14 protein-coding genes are annotated in these 14,141 nt (G+C 75.0%); 9 read left to right on the forward strand and 5 right to left on the reverse strand.

All coding sequences use genetic code 11. From position 1 onward, the window contains the following. Positions 1-101: 101 nt before the first annotated feature. The 7 genes from BM242_RS14390 (at position 102) to BM242_RS14420 (ending at position 6,099) form a co-directional block, all read left to right on the forward strand. Positions 102-2,567, forward strand: coding sequence for a sensor histidine kinase (locus tag BM242_RS14390; protein WP_093839218.1), 2,466 nt, complete (start codon positions 102-104; stop codon positions 2,565-2,567). Then, a complete protein-coding gene (locus tag BM242_RS14395) occupies positions 2,564-2,968 on the forward strand; it encodes a roadblock/LC7 domain-containing protein (RefSeq protein WP_093839219.1) in 405 nt (134 codons plus the stop codon). Before BM242_RS14390 ends, BM242_RS14395 begins: the two co-directional genes overlap by 4 nt. Then, entirely contained in the window at positions 2,968-3,333 is a 366-nt protein-coding gene (locus BM242_RS14400) for a DUF742 domain-containing protein (RefSeq protein ID WP_093839220.1), read from the forward strand. The genes BM242_RS14395 and BM242_RS14400 overlap by 1 nt, the downstream gene beginning before the upstream one ends. Continuing rightward, a complete protein-coding gene (locus BM242_RS14405; RefSeq protein ID WP_093839221.1) occupies positions 3,320-3,919 on the forward strand; it encodes a GTP-binding protein in 600 nt (199 codons plus the stop codon). Before BM242_RS14400 ends, BM242_RS14405 begins: the two co-directional genes overlap by 14 nt. A gap of 120 nt (positions 3,920-4,039) precedes the next feature. After that, positions 4,040-4,678 carry a class I SAM-dependent methyltransferase gene (locus tag BM242_RS14410; protein ID WP_093839222.1) on the forward strand — a complete coding sequence of 213 codons (639 nt, stop codon included), beginning with the start codon at positions 4,040-4,042 and terminating at the stop codon, positions 4,676-4,678. Between the two features lie 43 nt (positions 4,679-4,721). Then, positions 4,722-5,156: a MerR family transcriptional regulator gene (locus BM242_RS14415; RefSeq protein WP_093839223.1), complete on the forward strand. Its 435-nt coding sequence runs from the start codon at positions 4,722-4,724 to the stop codon at positions 5,154-5,156. Positions 5,157-5,292: 136 nt separating this feature from the next. After that, positions 5,293-6,099, forward strand: coding sequence for an NmrA family NAD(P)-binding protein (locus BM242_RS14420; RefSeq protein WP_093839224.1), 807 nt, complete (start codon positions 5,293-5,295; stop codon positions 6,097-6,099). A gap of 20 nt (positions 6,100-6,119) precedes the next feature. On the opposite strand, the gene BM242_RS14425 is transcribed toward BM242_RS14420, so the two are convergent. The 3 genes from BM242_RS14425 to BM242_RS14435 form a co-directional block, all read right to left on the reverse strand. Then, positions 6,120-7,637, reverse strand: coding sequence for an ABC transporter substrate-binding protein (locus tag BM242_RS14425; RefSeq protein WP_093839225.1), 1,518 nt, complete (start codon positions 7,635-7,637; stop codon positions 6,120-6,122). Between the two features lie 76 nt (positions 7,638-7,713). Beyond that, the gene (locus tag BM242_RS14430; protein WP_093839226.1) at positions 7,714-9,735 is read right to left on the reverse strand and encodes a P-loop NTPase family protein; all 2,022 of its coding nucleotides are present in this window, start codon (positions 9,733-9,735) and stop codon (positions 7,714-7,716) included. A 119-nt stretch (positions 9,736-9,854) separates the two neighbouring features. Further along, the gene (locus BM242_RS14435; protein ID WP_093839227.1) at positions 9,855-10,100 is read right to left on the reverse strand and encodes a vitamin K epoxide reductase family protein; all 246 of its coding nucleotides are present in this window, start codon (positions 10,098-10,100) and stop codon (positions 9,855-9,857) included. Between the two features lie 149 nt (positions 10,101-10,249). Here BM242_RS14435 and BM242_RS30260 point away from each other — a divergent pair, with 149 nt between their 5' ends. Continuing rightward, on the forward strand, positions 10,250-10,372 hold the full coding sequence (locus BM242_RS30260) for a hypothetical protein (protein ID WP_342746967.1): 123 nt from the start codon (positions 10,250-10,252) through the stop codon (positions 10,370-10,372). A 192-nt stretch (positions 10,373-10,564) separates the two neighbouring features. Continuing rightward, on the forward strand, positions 10,565-11,143 hold the full coding sequence (locus tag BM242_RS14440; RefSeq protein WP_093839228.1) for a response regulator transcription factor: 579 nt from the start codon (positions 10,565-10,567) through the stop codon (positions 11,141-11,143). Positions 11,144-11,222: 79 nt separating this feature from the next. Here the strand turns inward: BM242_RS14440 and BM242_RS14445 are convergent, their stop codons facing one another. Next, entirely contained in the window at positions 11,223-11,348 is a 126-nt protein-coding gene (locus BM242_RS14445; protein WP_093839229.1) for a SapB/AmfS family lanthipeptide, read from the reverse strand. Positions 11,349-11,419: 71 nt separating this feature from the next. Further along, positions 11,420-14,119, reverse strand: a complete 2,700-nt coding sequence (lanKC, locus tag BM242_RS14450; protein WP_093839230.1) for a class III lanthionine synthetase LanKC — start codon at positions 14,117-14,119, stop codon at positions 11,420-11,422. Positions 14,120-14,141 lie beyond the last annotated feature (22 nt).

The raw sequence follows: 14,141 nt of genomic DNA on the forward strand, positions 1-14,141 counted from the left end.
GGCAGGGCCCGACGTGCACCGGCGCTGCCGGCCGCTGCCCCGGCACCGGAGGCGGACGGGCCCGCACCTCGGTCTGTCCCCTTTCCCGCGCATGAGGACCGATGACTGACAGAGAAACCGAAGACACCGGCGAACCCGGGAGAGCCGGCCGTCCGGCCCGGCGGCGGGGCGCCGTCCGGCTGCGCACCCTGCTCATCTGGCTCGCGGTGGTGCCATCCGTGGCGATGGGCGCCCAACTGGCCTTCACCGCCGAGCGCTGGCTCCAGCAGGCCGAGGACCTGCGGGCCGATGTGACGGCCGGGGAGCGGGTCGGCCTCCCGCTGTACGAGCTGATGACCGAGTTGCAGGCCGAGCGCAGCATGACGGCCGCCCGGTGGTCCGGGTTCCCCGTGGAGGAGGCCGACATGGCCATCCAGCGCTCGGCCACCGACTGGGCCGCCACCACGGTGGCCGACGCGCTCGCCACCGGCCCGGTGGTGCCCGAGCGCACCGCCGGTTATCTGGCGGACCTGCAGAGCCGGCTGGAGGAGCTCGACGCCTTCCGCGAGACCGCGGACAACCGCAGCGGCAGCGCATCGCACACGGTGGGCTACTACACCCGGGTGATCGCCCAGATCATCCGCATCTACCAGGAGTTCGCCAGCCTCAACGACGCCGGGCTGACCAGCGAGAGCCGGCCGGTCACGGCCCTGCTCTCGGCCGACGAACTCCTCGCCCGGGAGGACGCCACCCTCGCCCTGGGCGGGCCGGCCGGGGTGCTCAACGCGGCGCAGTTCAGCGACTTCACCCATTCCGTCGGTGCCCAGCGGTATCTGATGGACACCTCGGTGATCCCCTATCTGACGCCGGAGAGCCGGCGGGCGCTGGAGCGGATCACCGCCTCCGACGCCTGGAAGAGCAAGATCCGGACCGAGAACGCGGTGCTCGCCTACCACGGCGCCGCCGGCTACAGCATCACGCTGCCGGAGGAGGCCGAGGACTGGGCCGCGGCCGAGGAGCAGTTCTCCGCCGAACTGTCCGCGTTCATCGTGGACCGGATGCAGGAGGTGCTGGACAAGGGGAAGGCCAGGGCCGGCGAACTGGAGACCGAGGTGGGATGGCTGGTCGCCGGCAGCGCCGCCGCGCTGCTGCTGGTGATCGGGGCCGTGGTGCTCACCACCCGGTCCGTGCTGCGCCGGCTGGCCGCCCTGCACGGCCGCACGGTCACCGTGGCCGACCGGACCCTGCCGGCCGTGGTCGAGCGGCTGCAGCAGGGCCGGCCGGTGGCCGAGGACGAACTCCCCCGGCCGACCGGGGAGAAGGACGAGGTCGGCCGGATCAGCGACGCCTTCGCCCGGGTGGTCGCGGTCTCCGTGGACGGGCACCGGCAGCTCGCCGACGAGCGGCACGGGTTCGGCTCGTTCGCCGCCGGCATCGCCTCCCGCACCGGCAACCTGGTGAGCCGCCAGCTCACCCTGACCGAGGAGCTCCAGGACACCTTCGGCAGCAACGAGGCGCTGCTGGCCCAGCTGATGCGCTCCGACCAGCTCACCGTGGGCATGCGGCGGCAGATCGAGAACCTGCTGATCCTGGCCGGGGGCGAGATCCCGGACCCGCACATCGAGCCGATGCGGGTGGCGGACCTGCTGCGCGAGGCCGCCGCCGAGGTGGAGGACTTCCGGCGGATCGAACGGCAGGCGCTGGACGAGATCAGCGTGCAGCCGCGGGTGATCAGCCAGATCAGCCACCTGCTGGCGGAACTGCTGGACAACGCCACCCGGTTCTCCCCGCCCAGGTCCAAGGTGGTGATCCGGGCGGAGCTGGTGGCCGACGGGCTGTCGGTCGAGGTGGAGGACCGCGGCCCGCGGGTCGCCGCGGAGCGGTACGAGGAGATGAACGGCCGGCTGCGTTCCGCACCGCCCTATTCGGTGCTGGCGGAGAACGCACACCGGCTGGGGCTGTTCGTGGTCGGTCACCTGGCCGCCCGGCTGGGCGCCCGGGTGACGCTGCGCCGTTCGGTGTACGGCGGGACCTCCGCCGTGGTGATCCTGCCCGCGGAACATCTGGTCCCCGCCGCGGACCCGGCGCCCGCCCCGCAAGGGGCCGCCCGGGCCGAGCGGCCGGACACACCGGAGCAGTCCGGAACGACGGGACGGAGCGCGAAGGCCGGACAGGGCGAGAGGGCCGAGCCGGCCGGGACGACGGAGCAGACCGGCAGGACCCGGCAGGGGCAGCCGGCCGAGGGGGCGGCCGAGGACGCCGGACGGGACACCGGCCGCGCGCCCGTACCGGGGCCGCGCCCGGCCCCGCCGTCCGAGGGACCGCCCACCGCCGCCGGTCTCCCCCGCCGCCGGCCGGGCGAGCGGGCCCGGGAGGTCACCGAGTCCCTGGCCCGCCCGGACGGCGCCCGGCCGCCGCTGCCGGAGCGGGTGCCGCAGACGCACATGGCCGGGCAGCTGCTGAACGCGCGGGCACCGGAGAGCGCGGCCAGGGACGACGCGACCCCCGAGGAAGTGGCGGACGCCTGGGACGACTACGCACTCGGCACCCAGACAGTGGAAGAAGAGCTCCGACGGGACAGGGCATGACGACGAAACCGAACGACGCCATCTACAGCATCCTGGACAACAACCTCAGCCGGATCGCCGGCATCCAGGGAGCGGTGCTGCTGTCCAACGACGGAATCAAGCTCAGTGCCTATCTGCTGGACCGCCCCCAGGCCGAACGGATCGCCGCCGCCGCCTCCGGCATCGCCTCCACCATGCGGGCCATCTCCCGCGAGGTGGCGGGCGGCCGGGTGATCCGCCAGCTCGTGGAGATGGACGACCGCTATCTGTGCATCGTGGGCTGCGGCGAGGGCAGCACCCTCATCGTGGTGACCTCCCGCAAGGCCCGGCTCGGCGAGCTGGGCGGCGAGGCGGTGCGGACCTCTCAGGCGCTCGGCGAATGGCTGAGCACCCCGGAACGTGCGCAGGTGCCCAACTCCTGATGCCGGATGGTCACGAGCCCGGAACGGGCCGGAGAACACGGCTGTACGCCCTCACCGACGGGCGTACAGCCGCTCCCCGCGCCGCCCTGACCATGGACACGCTGATCACCGCGACGCCCGCGGCGGAGAACGCGGGCGGGCTGCCCAGCGAGTGGCAGGCCATTCTGCGGATGTGCCGCCCGCCGCAGAGCAGGGCCGTCGCCGAGATCGCCGCCCGGATGCACATGCGTCTGACCCCGATGACGGTCCTGCTCGGCGAGCTGGCCGACCGCGGCCTGATCGCGCACCGGCCTCCCCTGGAGGCCGCCGAGACCTCCAATGTCAATCTGCTCATGAGAATCAGGGACAGCCTTGCCCGAATATGACGACCCCGCCGCCCAGGAAGAGTCGCCGGTCAAGATTCTGATCGCCGGCGGATTCGGCGTCGGCAAGACGACCCTTGTGGAAGCGGTCTCCGAGATCCAGCCCCTGCGCACCGAGGAGCGGCTGACCGCCGCCGGGGTCGGTGTCGACGACCTGGCCGGCATCGAGTCGAAGACGGCGACCACGGTGGCCATGGACTTCGGCCGGATCACCCTCCGCGACGCGGGGGTGGTGCTGTATCTGTTCGGCACGCCGGGCCAGGAGCGGTTCTGGTTCATGTGGGACGACCTGCTGGCCGGCGCGCTGGGGGCCATCGTGCTGGTGGACACCCGGCGGCTGGACCGCAGTTTCGCGGCGATCGACTTCTTCGAGAACCGCGGCCTGCCGTTCATCGTCGGCGCCAACTGCTTCCACGGGGAGCAGCTCTACACCGCCGAGGAGATCGCCGCCGCGCTGCATCTGAGCGATCCGGCGACGCCGGTCCTGATGCTCGACGCCCGCTCCCGCGAGGATGTGCGCGGGGCGCTGCTGGCGCTGCTCGACCTGCTGATCTCCCGGGCCGGGGCGAACGCCCCGGCGACCGCCTGAGCCCGGCGGCCCGGGGCCCGGCCCCGGCGGCGGCGGGAGTTGACTTCAGGCCGACCTGAACCTCCACAGTGGCCGGGTGTCCGGCCTTCCGTCCGGACACCTGGAAGGAGGGATGATCCCATGCCGAAGCGGAGGCGGCTCACGGTGGAGCGGCACGGCCGGCACGATCACGGTCACTTCGACGGGCGGCGCAGCCGGTCCTACGACCGGCTGGCCCGCTGGACGCTGCGCGGCCTGTACCGGCAGGTGGCGCGGGAGGTGGCGGCCGTGGCGCCGCCGGACGGACGGGTGCTGGACATCGGCACCGGGCCGGGCCGGCTGCTGCACGAGCTGGCCGCGCTCCGCCCCGATCTGCGTCTGACGGGGGTGGATGTCTCCGCGGACATGGTGGCGCTGGGCGAGCAGGCGGCCCGGAAACGGGGGCTGTCCGGCCGGATCACCCTGCGCACCGGCGATGTCGCCGCCCTGCCCGAGCCGGACCGCGGCACGGATGTGGTGGTGACGACGCTGAGCATGCACCACTGGCCGGATCTGCCGGCCGCCGCCGCGGAGCTGGAGCGGGTGCTGCGGCCGGGCGGCCGGGTGATGGTGTACGACTTCCGGTTCGCGCCGCTGGAGGAGGCCGAGGCGGCGCTGCGGGCCCGCCCGCGCCTGGCCGCCTCCCCGGTGCGGCGCGGCCCGCTGCGGCCGGGCTGGAATCCGTTCCCCTGGTACGCCCGGCTGGTGCTGGCCGCCGGAGGGGAGACCGGGGAGGGGTGAGCGCCGGGGGCCCGGACGCCGGCGGGGTGCCAGGATGGCGGGCATGACGGCATCGCATCCGGTCCCGCGGGAACTGACCATCGGGGAGCTCGCCGGGCGTTTCGGTCTGGCCACCCATGTGCTGCGGCACTGGGAGGAGACGGGTGTGCTCGTCCCGGCGCGCCGGGTCGGCGGGCAGCGCCGCTACGCGCCAGGACAGGTCATGGACGTGGCGATGATCCTGCTGGGCAAGGAGAGCGGCTTCTCCCTGGAGGAGATCCGCCGGCTGGGTGACGAGCCGGACCGGGGGGAGCGGCGGCGGATCCTGCTGCGGCAGCGGTCCGCGCTGCGGCAGCGCATCGCCGCGGCCACGGTCTCGCTCGACCTGGTGGAGCATGCCCTGCGGTGCGATGCCGAGGACTTCCGCGACTGCCCGGAGTTCCTGGGCAAGCTCGCCGCCCGACTGCCCCGCGGCGCCGGAGAGCCCCCGGCGGGCTGAGCGCCGGTCAGGCAACGGGCAGGCACCGGGCAGCCTGTTCGCGGTCCGGGAGGAGGGGCCGGAGAGCGGCCGGGGGCCGGTTGACTTCAAGTGCAGTTGAGCTTCTAGCGTCGGCGGTGACGAAGGGAGCACAACGGTGACCACACTTGTCACGGGCGCCACCGGCAACACCGGACGGCACGTGGTGGCGGAGCTGACCCGGCGGGGAGAGCGGGTCCGGGCCCTGACGCGCGATCCGGCCGCGGCGGCGGCCTGGCTGCCGGCCGGGGCGGAGCCGGTGGCCGGCACGCACACGGAGCCGGAGACGCTGGACGCCGCCCTGCGCGGCGTCGACCGGCTGCATCTGACGGTGACGTCGGGGCTCGGCAACGCCGGCCCGGCACTGGTGCGGCGGGCGGTCGACGCGGGCGTCCGGCGCATCACCGTGCTGTGGGGCGGCTGGGTGGGCCCGGCCGAGCAGGCGGTGGCGGACTCCGGCGTGGAGTGGACCCGGCTGGAGGCGCAGGAGTTCATGTCCAACACGCTGACCTGGGCCGCCTCGATACGCGGCGAGGGCGTCGTACGCGAGCCCTACGACCGGCCCAGCGCCGTCGTCCACGAGGCCGACATCGGGGCGGTGGCGGCGGAGGCACTGCTCGGGGACGGCCATGCCGGGCGCGCCTACCACCTCACGGGGCCCGAATCGCTCACCCCGCGCCGGCGGATCGCCGTCCTCTCCCGGGCCGTCGGCCGGGACATCGCCTTCGTCCCGATCACCCACGAGCAGGCCGTGGAGCGGCTGATGGCCACCGGGGTGTCCCGGGCGGACGCCGAGTACGTCGTCGGCTGGTACGCCGACCCAGGCGCCGGCAGCAGCGTCGACTCCACCGTCGAGCGGGTGCTCGGCCGCCCGGCGCGCACCTTCGCGCAGTGGGCCGCCGAGCACGCGGACCGCTTCCGCTAGCCCGGCGGGCGGCGCACCGGTCACTCCAGGGGGGTGTGATGGACGGGGTGGCCGGTGCCGCGGTCCGGTATCTCGATCACCGGTACCGGCCGCCCGCCCGGGTCGCCCGCCCGGGCGGCGGGGAACTGCAGACTGCCGCTGGCGGCCTTGACGCTGTTGCCGTCCTTGAGCTGGAAGAGGGCCGGCCGGATCTGGGCGCTGCTCGGCAGTTCCCCGCGCCGCTCGCTGTACTGGGAGCGGATCGCCAGCACGGCGGTCATCAGGGCGTCGTGATGAGCGAGGGCGTAGCCGTCCGAGAGCTCGGCCGGCAGCCCCTGGCCGCCGAGATATTCCTGGTGGGCCCGGTAGAACGGGGCGAAGCCCGCCGGGGCGCCGCTGTCCTCCTCCAGCGACCAGCGCGGGTCGTTGGCCGATGCCTGCACCACGGTGATGTCGCTGTCGTCCAGCGGCCGGACGTCCTCCTCGGCGATCACCGGCCCGGTCTCCACGAACAGCACGGTGACCGGCCGTTCCGTGCAGTACCGGCCGCGCAGCCGGTCCAGGAAGTCGTGCAGATTGGCGGTGCGCCCGGAGAACAGCACCATCTCGGCGCCGGTGCCGCAGACGTTCTGCACGATGTTGAAGAACTCCACATACCGGTACTCGTCGCCCACGGTGGTCCCGCCGAAGGGCTCCTCGCTGACGATCCGGTCCCCGAAATGCGCCCGGAAGGCCTCGGTGAGGGTGTTCACATGCCGGTCCTCGGAGTTCTCGTCCAGGACCAGGGCGGCCCGGCTCAGGTCCGGGCGGGCGTCGGCGTACTCGGCCAGCGCCCGCACGAAGTCGTCGTTGGACGGGGTGATCCGGACCAGCCCGGGGATCGTGCTGTGATTGAGGCCGGTGGCGCTGGCCACCGAGGAGACCATGGGGATGCCGGCCTCCGACAGCCGCGCCGCGGCGTCCTCGGTGTCCTGGACGCTCAGCCCCCAGCCGACGACGGCGATCAGCGGGGCCCGGTCGTCGGTCATGCCGATCAGTTCCTCGACCACCGGCTCCCACTTGTCCTGCACCTTGCCGGCATTGGCCAGGTGGAGCCGGATCTGCAGGCCCGGGTCGCCGAGGCGGGCCTCCTCGCCGTGGTTGGCACGCATCTGGGCGACATAGGCACCGCGCAGGGAGTGCAGGATCTGTTCCGGGGACAGCGGGCCGCCGGTGTCCGGGGTGAGGGTGGAGACCAGCGCGACCTTCACCGAGGGCCGGCCGTCGTCCGCCACCCGGTCGTTCTCCGCCTTGATCAGCGACTGGATGCGCCGGTACTCCTCGTGCAGTTCCTCGGGGCCGGGCAGGAAGGCGGGCCCGCCGTCGGTCACGCCGATGCATTCGCCGCCCCGCTCGACCAGCCCGGAACCCAGCCCCCCGCAGGCGAGATGGGGCGGCAGCCGGACCACGGCCACGGCGGCCAGGACGGCCAGGACCAGCAGCGCGGCCGGCAGCAGCAGCCTGGTCAGGACCCGGGGCCTGGGGGCGAAATCCTCGGAGGTGTCGGTACGCGCGGACATCAGGGTCTCCTCGGTGCGGCTGGGTGCGGCTCGGTTCCGGTGCGTCCGGCGGGCGGCGGTGCCGGTCGGGGCCCGGTCAGGACCACCACTGGGCCTGTCGCTCGTACTCGCGTGCGGCCCGGTGCAGTTCGACCAGCCCGTCCCGGGAGTGCGGGGCGAGCGCGGCCAGGGCCCGGGCCGCCTGCGAGCAGAGAAACCCGCGGTCGGTTCCGCCGGCCGGGTCGGCCAGCACCCGCAGGGCGGCCACGGCCCGCGCCGTCCAGGCCCCGGCCGAGTCGCCCGGACCGGCGGCGGACATCTCCAGCAACTGCCGGTAGTGGGCGTAGGGTTCCAGCTCCCGCCGCTCGGCGGAGCCGCACGGGGCCCGGGTCACCTCGGTGAGCAGCCGGAGCCATGCGCCGCCCGGGGTGCCGGGCAGCAGCGCGGCGAGGTCCGCGGCGACCTGTTCCAGGTCGTCGGCGGCGAGCCGGTAGTACAGCTCCCCGGTGCGGTCCCCGGCGGTGCGGCAGAAGCCGGCGAGCCGCTGGTGCACGGTCCGCCAGCCGGGCCCGTCGTCCCCGGGGAGTACGGCGAGCCGGCGCAGCAGCAGCCGGCGCAGCACCAGGGTGCGGGAGTCCCGGGGAGTGCCGGGTGCGGGGCCGGCGGGGGCGCCCAGCCACAGGGCGGCCTGCCGGACGGTGTCCTGCCAGGCGGGGTCGATCAGATCGCTCTGGTGGCTCAGCCACAGCCCGTCGGTCTCGCGGCGGGGGGCTGCGCCGCGGGCCAGGGCGGTCACGGCGGCCCCGGCCTGGTGCGCCTCGGCGGGCAGCAGCCGGTGCAGCAGCCGCTCCCCCGCGGTGTCCGCCTCACCGGTGCCGGTTCCGGTGCCGTGGCCGGTGCCGGTGCCGGCTCCTTCCGGCTCCCGGGGCACCGGGCGGCCGAGCAGTTCACCGACCGAGCCGGGCTCGCCGGGGCCGCGCACGGCGAGCGTGGCCAGCAGTCCCGCCGTCTCGGCGTGGCCGGCGGAGAACTCGTGCACCAGCCGGGCCAGGCGCCGGTCGGCGCGGCCGGACCCGCCGTCCAGCAGGGTCTGCACATCCGCCCGGTTCAGGTCGGGCAGCCGGTAGCGCAGCCAGAGCGGCCCGGAGGTCTCCGCCGCCGGAACAAGCGGTCGCTCGGGGGCCTCCAGCACCTCCAGCAGCCGGGCGGTCCGGGCGTCGGCCAGTTCGGGGAGCGCGTCGTGGGCGGTGGCGATCACGGTGAGGGGCTCGGCCGGGCCGAGCGGCGGGCGGGCCTGGAGCAGCCGGCGCAGAAAGCGGCGGCCGGCCGGGGTTCCGGCGTTGTCCAGCAGGATCACCGGGGTGGGCAGGCCACGGAGGCGGCGGGCGGCGTCCCGCAGATCGGCCAGGAACGCCTCGCACAGCAGTTGGGCGGTGTACGCCCGGGCGGCGGCGGCCCGTTCCGCTCCGCCCTCCTCCTCCCGCGCCTCCCGGGCCCGGGTGTTGAGGGTCACCAGGGTGTCCACCGGGTGGTCCGGAAGGTCCCGGTCCCGGTGGCCGAACCAGGTCTGCGCCCGGCCGGAGAAGGTGAATCCCACCAGCGTGTCCAGGCCGCGCAGCGGCATCTGCAGGGAGGTGCCGAGCAGCCCGGTGGCCAGGCCGAGCTCCAGGTTCTGGGCACCGGCCACCTCCTGGAGGAAGCGGTGCGGCCAGCTTCCGCGCCGGCGCTGCCGCAGCAGCGCGGTGATCTCCTGCCGGGCCTGCTCGAAGTCGAGATGGCCGAGATCCTCCCCGGTCACCAGCAGGCCGATCAGCAGGCGCGGGAAGCGCAGCCGGCGGTAGCGGGGCCGGCGGTGGGTGAGGGCTCCGGCGAGGACGGACAGGGTGTACGGAACGTCCTCGTGCCGGGGGTCGGTGAAATCGGCCCGGCCGTGCGGGATGTGCGGACGGATCCGGTCGGCCAGCGCGTCCAGCAGCACGGTCTTGCCGCTGCCGGGCGGTCCCTCGATCAGCACCAGCGGCCGGTCACCGGGCGGCGGCAGGGCGAAGTCCGGCTGCACCAGGGCGTGCACCGCCCGGATCACCGCACGCCGTTCGAAGATCGGTCGCTTCTCCGTCACGTCTCCCCCTCCGGCCCGGCACGCAACGTAACGCGCGTACCCAGGAGTTGACGGACAAACATGCCGGGCCGGAAGGCCGGGGGAACTGTGACAGAACTGTCACCGGCGGCGGGGGCGCATCATCCGGTGAAGCGCAGGAACGCGGCCAGGGCGATCAGCGCGTACCAGGCGCCCAGGATCACCCAGTGGGTGTCCAGCATCCAGCGCAGGGCGGGCCGGGCCCGTTCCGGGAGCGGGACGATGCCGCGTTCCAGCACATGCAGTGCCACGTACCAGAACAGGGCGATGGAGACGGTCCACACCACCATGCAGTAGGGGCACAGGGTGCCGAGATCGGCCGGCGACTGGTGGATGAACGGCCACAAGCTCTGCGCCCCGTCCGGCGCCGCATCCTATCTGGCCGGCGGCGGCGCCGGCCGGGCGGTGACCCGGGACGCGGACGGCCGGCGCCACGGCGTCGGGGTGCGGGCCGGGCTGTTCCGCGCCCACCCCCTGGTCCGGGCCCTGCTGGGCGATGCCGGGGCGGGACACCGGCTGCGACGGGCCGCTGCGGGCGGTGCGGGCCGGCTTCGGGGCGGCCACCCCCGCGGCCCACATCGAGCGGCTGCTGCGCGCCGTCGCGGAGCTGACCGGCTGACCGACCGGCACCGGGGCCCGGCCGCCACATCGGGGCCGCGGAATCTCCAGGACCGGGCACGCTTTCCGAAAAACCTCGAAGAACCGGTGCGCCCGGAATTATCCCGGTCTGCGCGGGCAGGAGCGGGGTGGGACGGACACGGGGGAGTGCAGATCCGCAGGCAGGTGCCGGGCATGTCAGGGAGGGCACTTCGTGATCCGCTTACTTCTCGTCCACGACAAGCCGCTGCTGCGCTCCGCGCTGGCGTCGCTGATGGACCGACATCCGGACATCCAGGTGGCCACCGCTTCCTGGGAGGAGGCCGACGGGGCGGCACCCGGCTCCCGGCCGGCCGATGTCTGCATGGTCGACCTCGACTCCCGCGGCCGCTGCCGGCCCGCCCCCACCGGGGCCGCGCTGCTGGTGCTGCTGGAGGGCGGTCGCCCCGGTCTGGTGCGGCGGGCCTCCGAGGCCCGGGCACTGGGATTCGTCAGCAAGGAGGCGGCGCCGGAGCTGCTGCTGGACGCGGTCCGGCAGGTGGCGCAGCACCGGCCGTTCGTGGACGACACCCTGGCCCGGGACTTTCTCCGGGCCGCGCAGATGCCGCTCACCGGGCGCGAGCTGAGCGTGCTGGCGCTGGCGGCGGAGGGGGCACCGGTGGCGGAGATCGCCGCGGTCCTCTCGCTGGCCCGCGGCACGGTGCGGAACTATCTGGCCGCGGTCATCCACAAGACCGGGGCCCGCAACCGGGTGGACGCCATCCGCATCGCCCGGGCAGCCGGCTGGGTCTGACGGCCCGCCGGCCGGCGGCCACGGGGACGGCCCCGGGCGGAAGCCGCCCGGGGCCGCGCCGTGTGCGGCAAGGCCGCGCTCAGAGGCACAGCAGATTGCTGTGCGAGCTGTGCTTGTCGCACAGCAGCAGGCTGACGCTGCTGTCGTCGCCACCCCCGCCGGTGGTCTCCGGGGTCTCCAGGTTCTGCAGGTCGAGCAGGGACATATCGGCTCCTTCCGGTGTCGTTCGCGGTGTCGGTTGTGCGGATCGCGGAGAAAGCCGGGCGCGGCGCGGGGTCACGCCCCGCCCGAGAGGGCTTCCTCGCGTTCGGCCCCCGGTCGGGGACCGGTCTGTGGCCCGCCGCCCGGAGGCGGCAGGAAGGGCAGCCGCGCGGCGCGCGCCCCGGGGACGCCGAGGGCCGAGCCCAGCGCCAGCAGGCAGCCCGCGGTCCCGGTGGCGAGGTCCATGGACAGCCGCAGCAACTGCTCGCCGGGGAAGGCCAGGCCGCCCAGGCAGGGCATGGCGTGCCAGCCCAGGGCCTCGGTCTGCGCGGCGAGATCCCCCGGACGGACCCCCGGCGCGGTGGTGCGGCCCAGATGCCATATCATGCCGGCCCGGCCCTGGAACAGGCCGGGCTGGGCGTAGTAGCGCAGCCGGGCGGCGGGCAGGATGGCGCGCCGGGCCCGCTCGAAGCCGGGGTGTCCGCCGGCGACGGCGAGATAGTCGTCGAGCACGGCGGCGATGCCCACGCTGCCCTCGCCCAGGTACGGCATGGTGCGCCGGCCCTCGTCGACGGCCAGTGCGCCGTCCCGGCCGGGCGCGCAGTGTGCCAGATCGCGGGCGAGCGCGGCCTCGGCGGCGGCCGGCAGCGCCGGGTCGCCGGTGCGCCGGTGGCGGCGCAGAAAGAGCAGCGCCGGGCCGGTGGCGCCGTACAGCAGGCCGGCGCGCCGGGGGCCGGGCGGCAGCGGTTCCGGCGGGTCGAAGACCCGGTCGGCGGCCAGCCGGCAGGCCAGCGCGGCACTGCGCTCCAGGGCGGGATCGCCGGTGGCGGCGGCCAGTTCGTCGAGCACCAGGCCGATGCCGGCCAGTCCGCCGTGCAGATGTGCGGGCAGCCGCTCCCAGCGCTCGCCGAGCGCCCGGTGGGCCAGGCCCGCCGCGGCCTCGGTGCGGCCCAGCCGGTGCAGCGCGTACGCGACCCCCATCAGGCCGTCCCACAGCCCCGGGGCGGTGGCCGGGGGCGGGTCGGCGGCGTGCCGCAGCAGCCAGCGCTCGCCCTCCGGCCAGGGCTCGGCGCCGGTCTCGGCCAGGGCGTAGAGGACCCCGGCGGCGCCGTGGGCCAGGCCGAGGCCGCCGCCGGGGGCGAACTGGGCGATGTCGCCGGGGAAGAGCCGGTCGTCGCGCCCGGGCGTGGCGGAGGCGAGGATGGCCCGGATCATGGCGTCCCGGCCGGCCGGCCAGTCGGCGGGTTCCGGCGGCGGTGTCCCGGCCGGCCGGTGCGCGCCGGAGCGGGCGGGCGCCGGGGCCGCGGAGGCCGGGGCCGCGGAGGCCGGGGCGGTGATCTCGGCGACCGCCTCCCGCGGGAAGTCCGGCGGCAGCCCGGGGAACTGGCGGGCGGCCACCTCGGCCAGACCGGCCGCCTTGCCCCGGTCCATGGCCAGCAGCGTGGTCATCGGCACGAACAGCGCCAGCCGCAGACAGGCCAGGGCATAGCGGTCGATGGCGAAGCCGGAGCGGTCGGCGGGCGCCACGAAGCCGGGATGGGCGACGGTCTGCCGGATGGTGTCCGCGGGCTCGTCCCCGGTCAGCCGGGCCGCCTCGAAGTCCAGCAGGGTCACCGACTTCTCGTCCTCGCCGACCATGATGTTGAACATGTGCAGGTCGTTGAAGACCACGCCGCGGCCGTGCAGGGCGGCCACGGCCCGTTCCACCGCGGCCAGGACGTCCAGCGCCCAGCGGGTGTAGTCCGCCACGGCGGCCGGGGCCGGTTCCGGCGACAGCAGTGGATGCCGCTCGGCGAAGAAGGAGTTCAGGGTGCGGCCGGGCACATGGTCCATGACCAGGAAGCGGTGCTCGCCCACGGTGAGCCAGTCCCGCACCGCCGGGGCGACGGACAGCCCGGCCAGCCGCTCCAGGGCCGCCTTCTCGCGGCGCAGCCGGGTCACCGCGTCGGCGCCGTCCGAGGCCAGACCGGCGTGCGGCCGGGCCTCCTTCAGCACCACGGCGGCGCCGCTGCGCGGATCGGTGCCCCGGTAGACCCCGCCGCCGTTGGAGAAGTGCAGCGCCTGCTCGATCCGGTAGGGCAGGTCCGCGACGGTCAGGCCGTTGCGGGCGGCCAGTTCCGGTTCCAGGAAGGCGGGCAGGGTGACCCACTCCGGCACGGTGAACACCGGGTCGCGGCGGTCGGGCACCAGTCGCCCGGACGGATCCTCGACGGCCGGCACCAGGGTGCCGGAGCCGTTGTCGCAGTGGCGCGGCGCGAACGCCCCCCAGCGCACATGGAGCGGCCCGGCGCCCCAGCGCAGATCGGTCAGGATGTACGGGCCGGGCTCACCGGACAGCCGTTCGCCCAGCTCGCGCAGGACGGTGTGCAACTGCTCCTCGTCGCGGGGGTAGAGGGTGGCGAACTTGCCGCTGGAGTCGCGGCCGGCGTACTTGGAGTTGCGCAGGAACAGCAGGCTGCGGCCGGGCACGAACTTGAACGGGATGCCCCGGGGCACGCAGTACTCCCACACCCGGCCCGCCACCCGGTCCGCGTTGTCCGGGCAGGCCGAGGCGTGGATCTTCCAGCCCTGCGGCGGCATCCGGACGCCCGGCGGATGCAGATGCAGCCAGTCCCCGGAGCGCTCGGAGCGCCAGCCCGCCGGCACCGGCCGCCGGGCCGTGCCGAACAGCTCCCCCGGGCCGTCCCCGCCGGGGGCGGTGCCCCCGGCGATCCGGTCGGGGGTCTCGTAGAAGCGGCGGTCCGCGAGGCAGAAGACTTCGTACCGCTTGTTCATCGCTCTCCTCGGCAGCGTGTGG

Source organism: Streptomyces aidingensis, assembly GCF_900112355.1.
GTDB lineage: Bacteria > Actinomycetota > Actinomycetes > Streptomycetales > Streptomycetaceae > Streptomyces > Streptomyces aidingensis.

Coding starts and splice junctions, on each gene's coding strand:
- BM242_RS14390 (WP_093839218.1), top strand. CDS start 102: ATGACTGACAGAGAAACCGAAGACACCGGCGAACCCGGGAGAGCCGGC.
- BM242_RS14395 (WP_093839219.1), top strand. CDS start 2,564: ATGACGACGAAACCGAACGACGCCATCTACAGCATCCTGGACAACAAC.
- BM242_RS14400 (WP_093839220.1), top strand. CDS start 2,968: ATGCCGGATGGTCACGAGCCCGGAACGGGCCGGAGAACACGGCTGTAC.
- BM242_RS14410 (WP_093839222.1), top strand. CDS start 4,040: ATGCCGAAGCGGAGGCGGCTCACGGTGGAGCGGCACGGCCGGCACGAT.
- BM242_RS14415 (WP_093839223.1), top strand. CDS start 4,722: ATGACGGCATCGCATCCGGTCCCGCGGGAACTGACCATCGGGGAGCTC.
- BM242_RS14425 (WP_093839225.1), bottom strand. CDS start 7,637: ATGTCCGCGCGTACCGACACCTCCGAGGATTTCGCCCCCAGGCCCCGG.
- BM242_RS30260 (WP_342746967.1), top strand. CDS start 10,250: ATGCCGGGGCGGGACACCGGCTGCGACGGGCCGCTGCGGGCGGTGCGG.
- BM242_RS14445 (WP_093839229.1), bottom strand. CDS start 11,348: ATGTCCCTGCTCGACCTGCAGAACCTGGAGACCCCGGAGACCACCGGC.
- lanKC (WP_093839230.1), bottom strand. CDS start 14,119: ATGAACAAGCGGTACGAAGTCTTCTGCCTCGCGGACCGCCGCTTCTAC.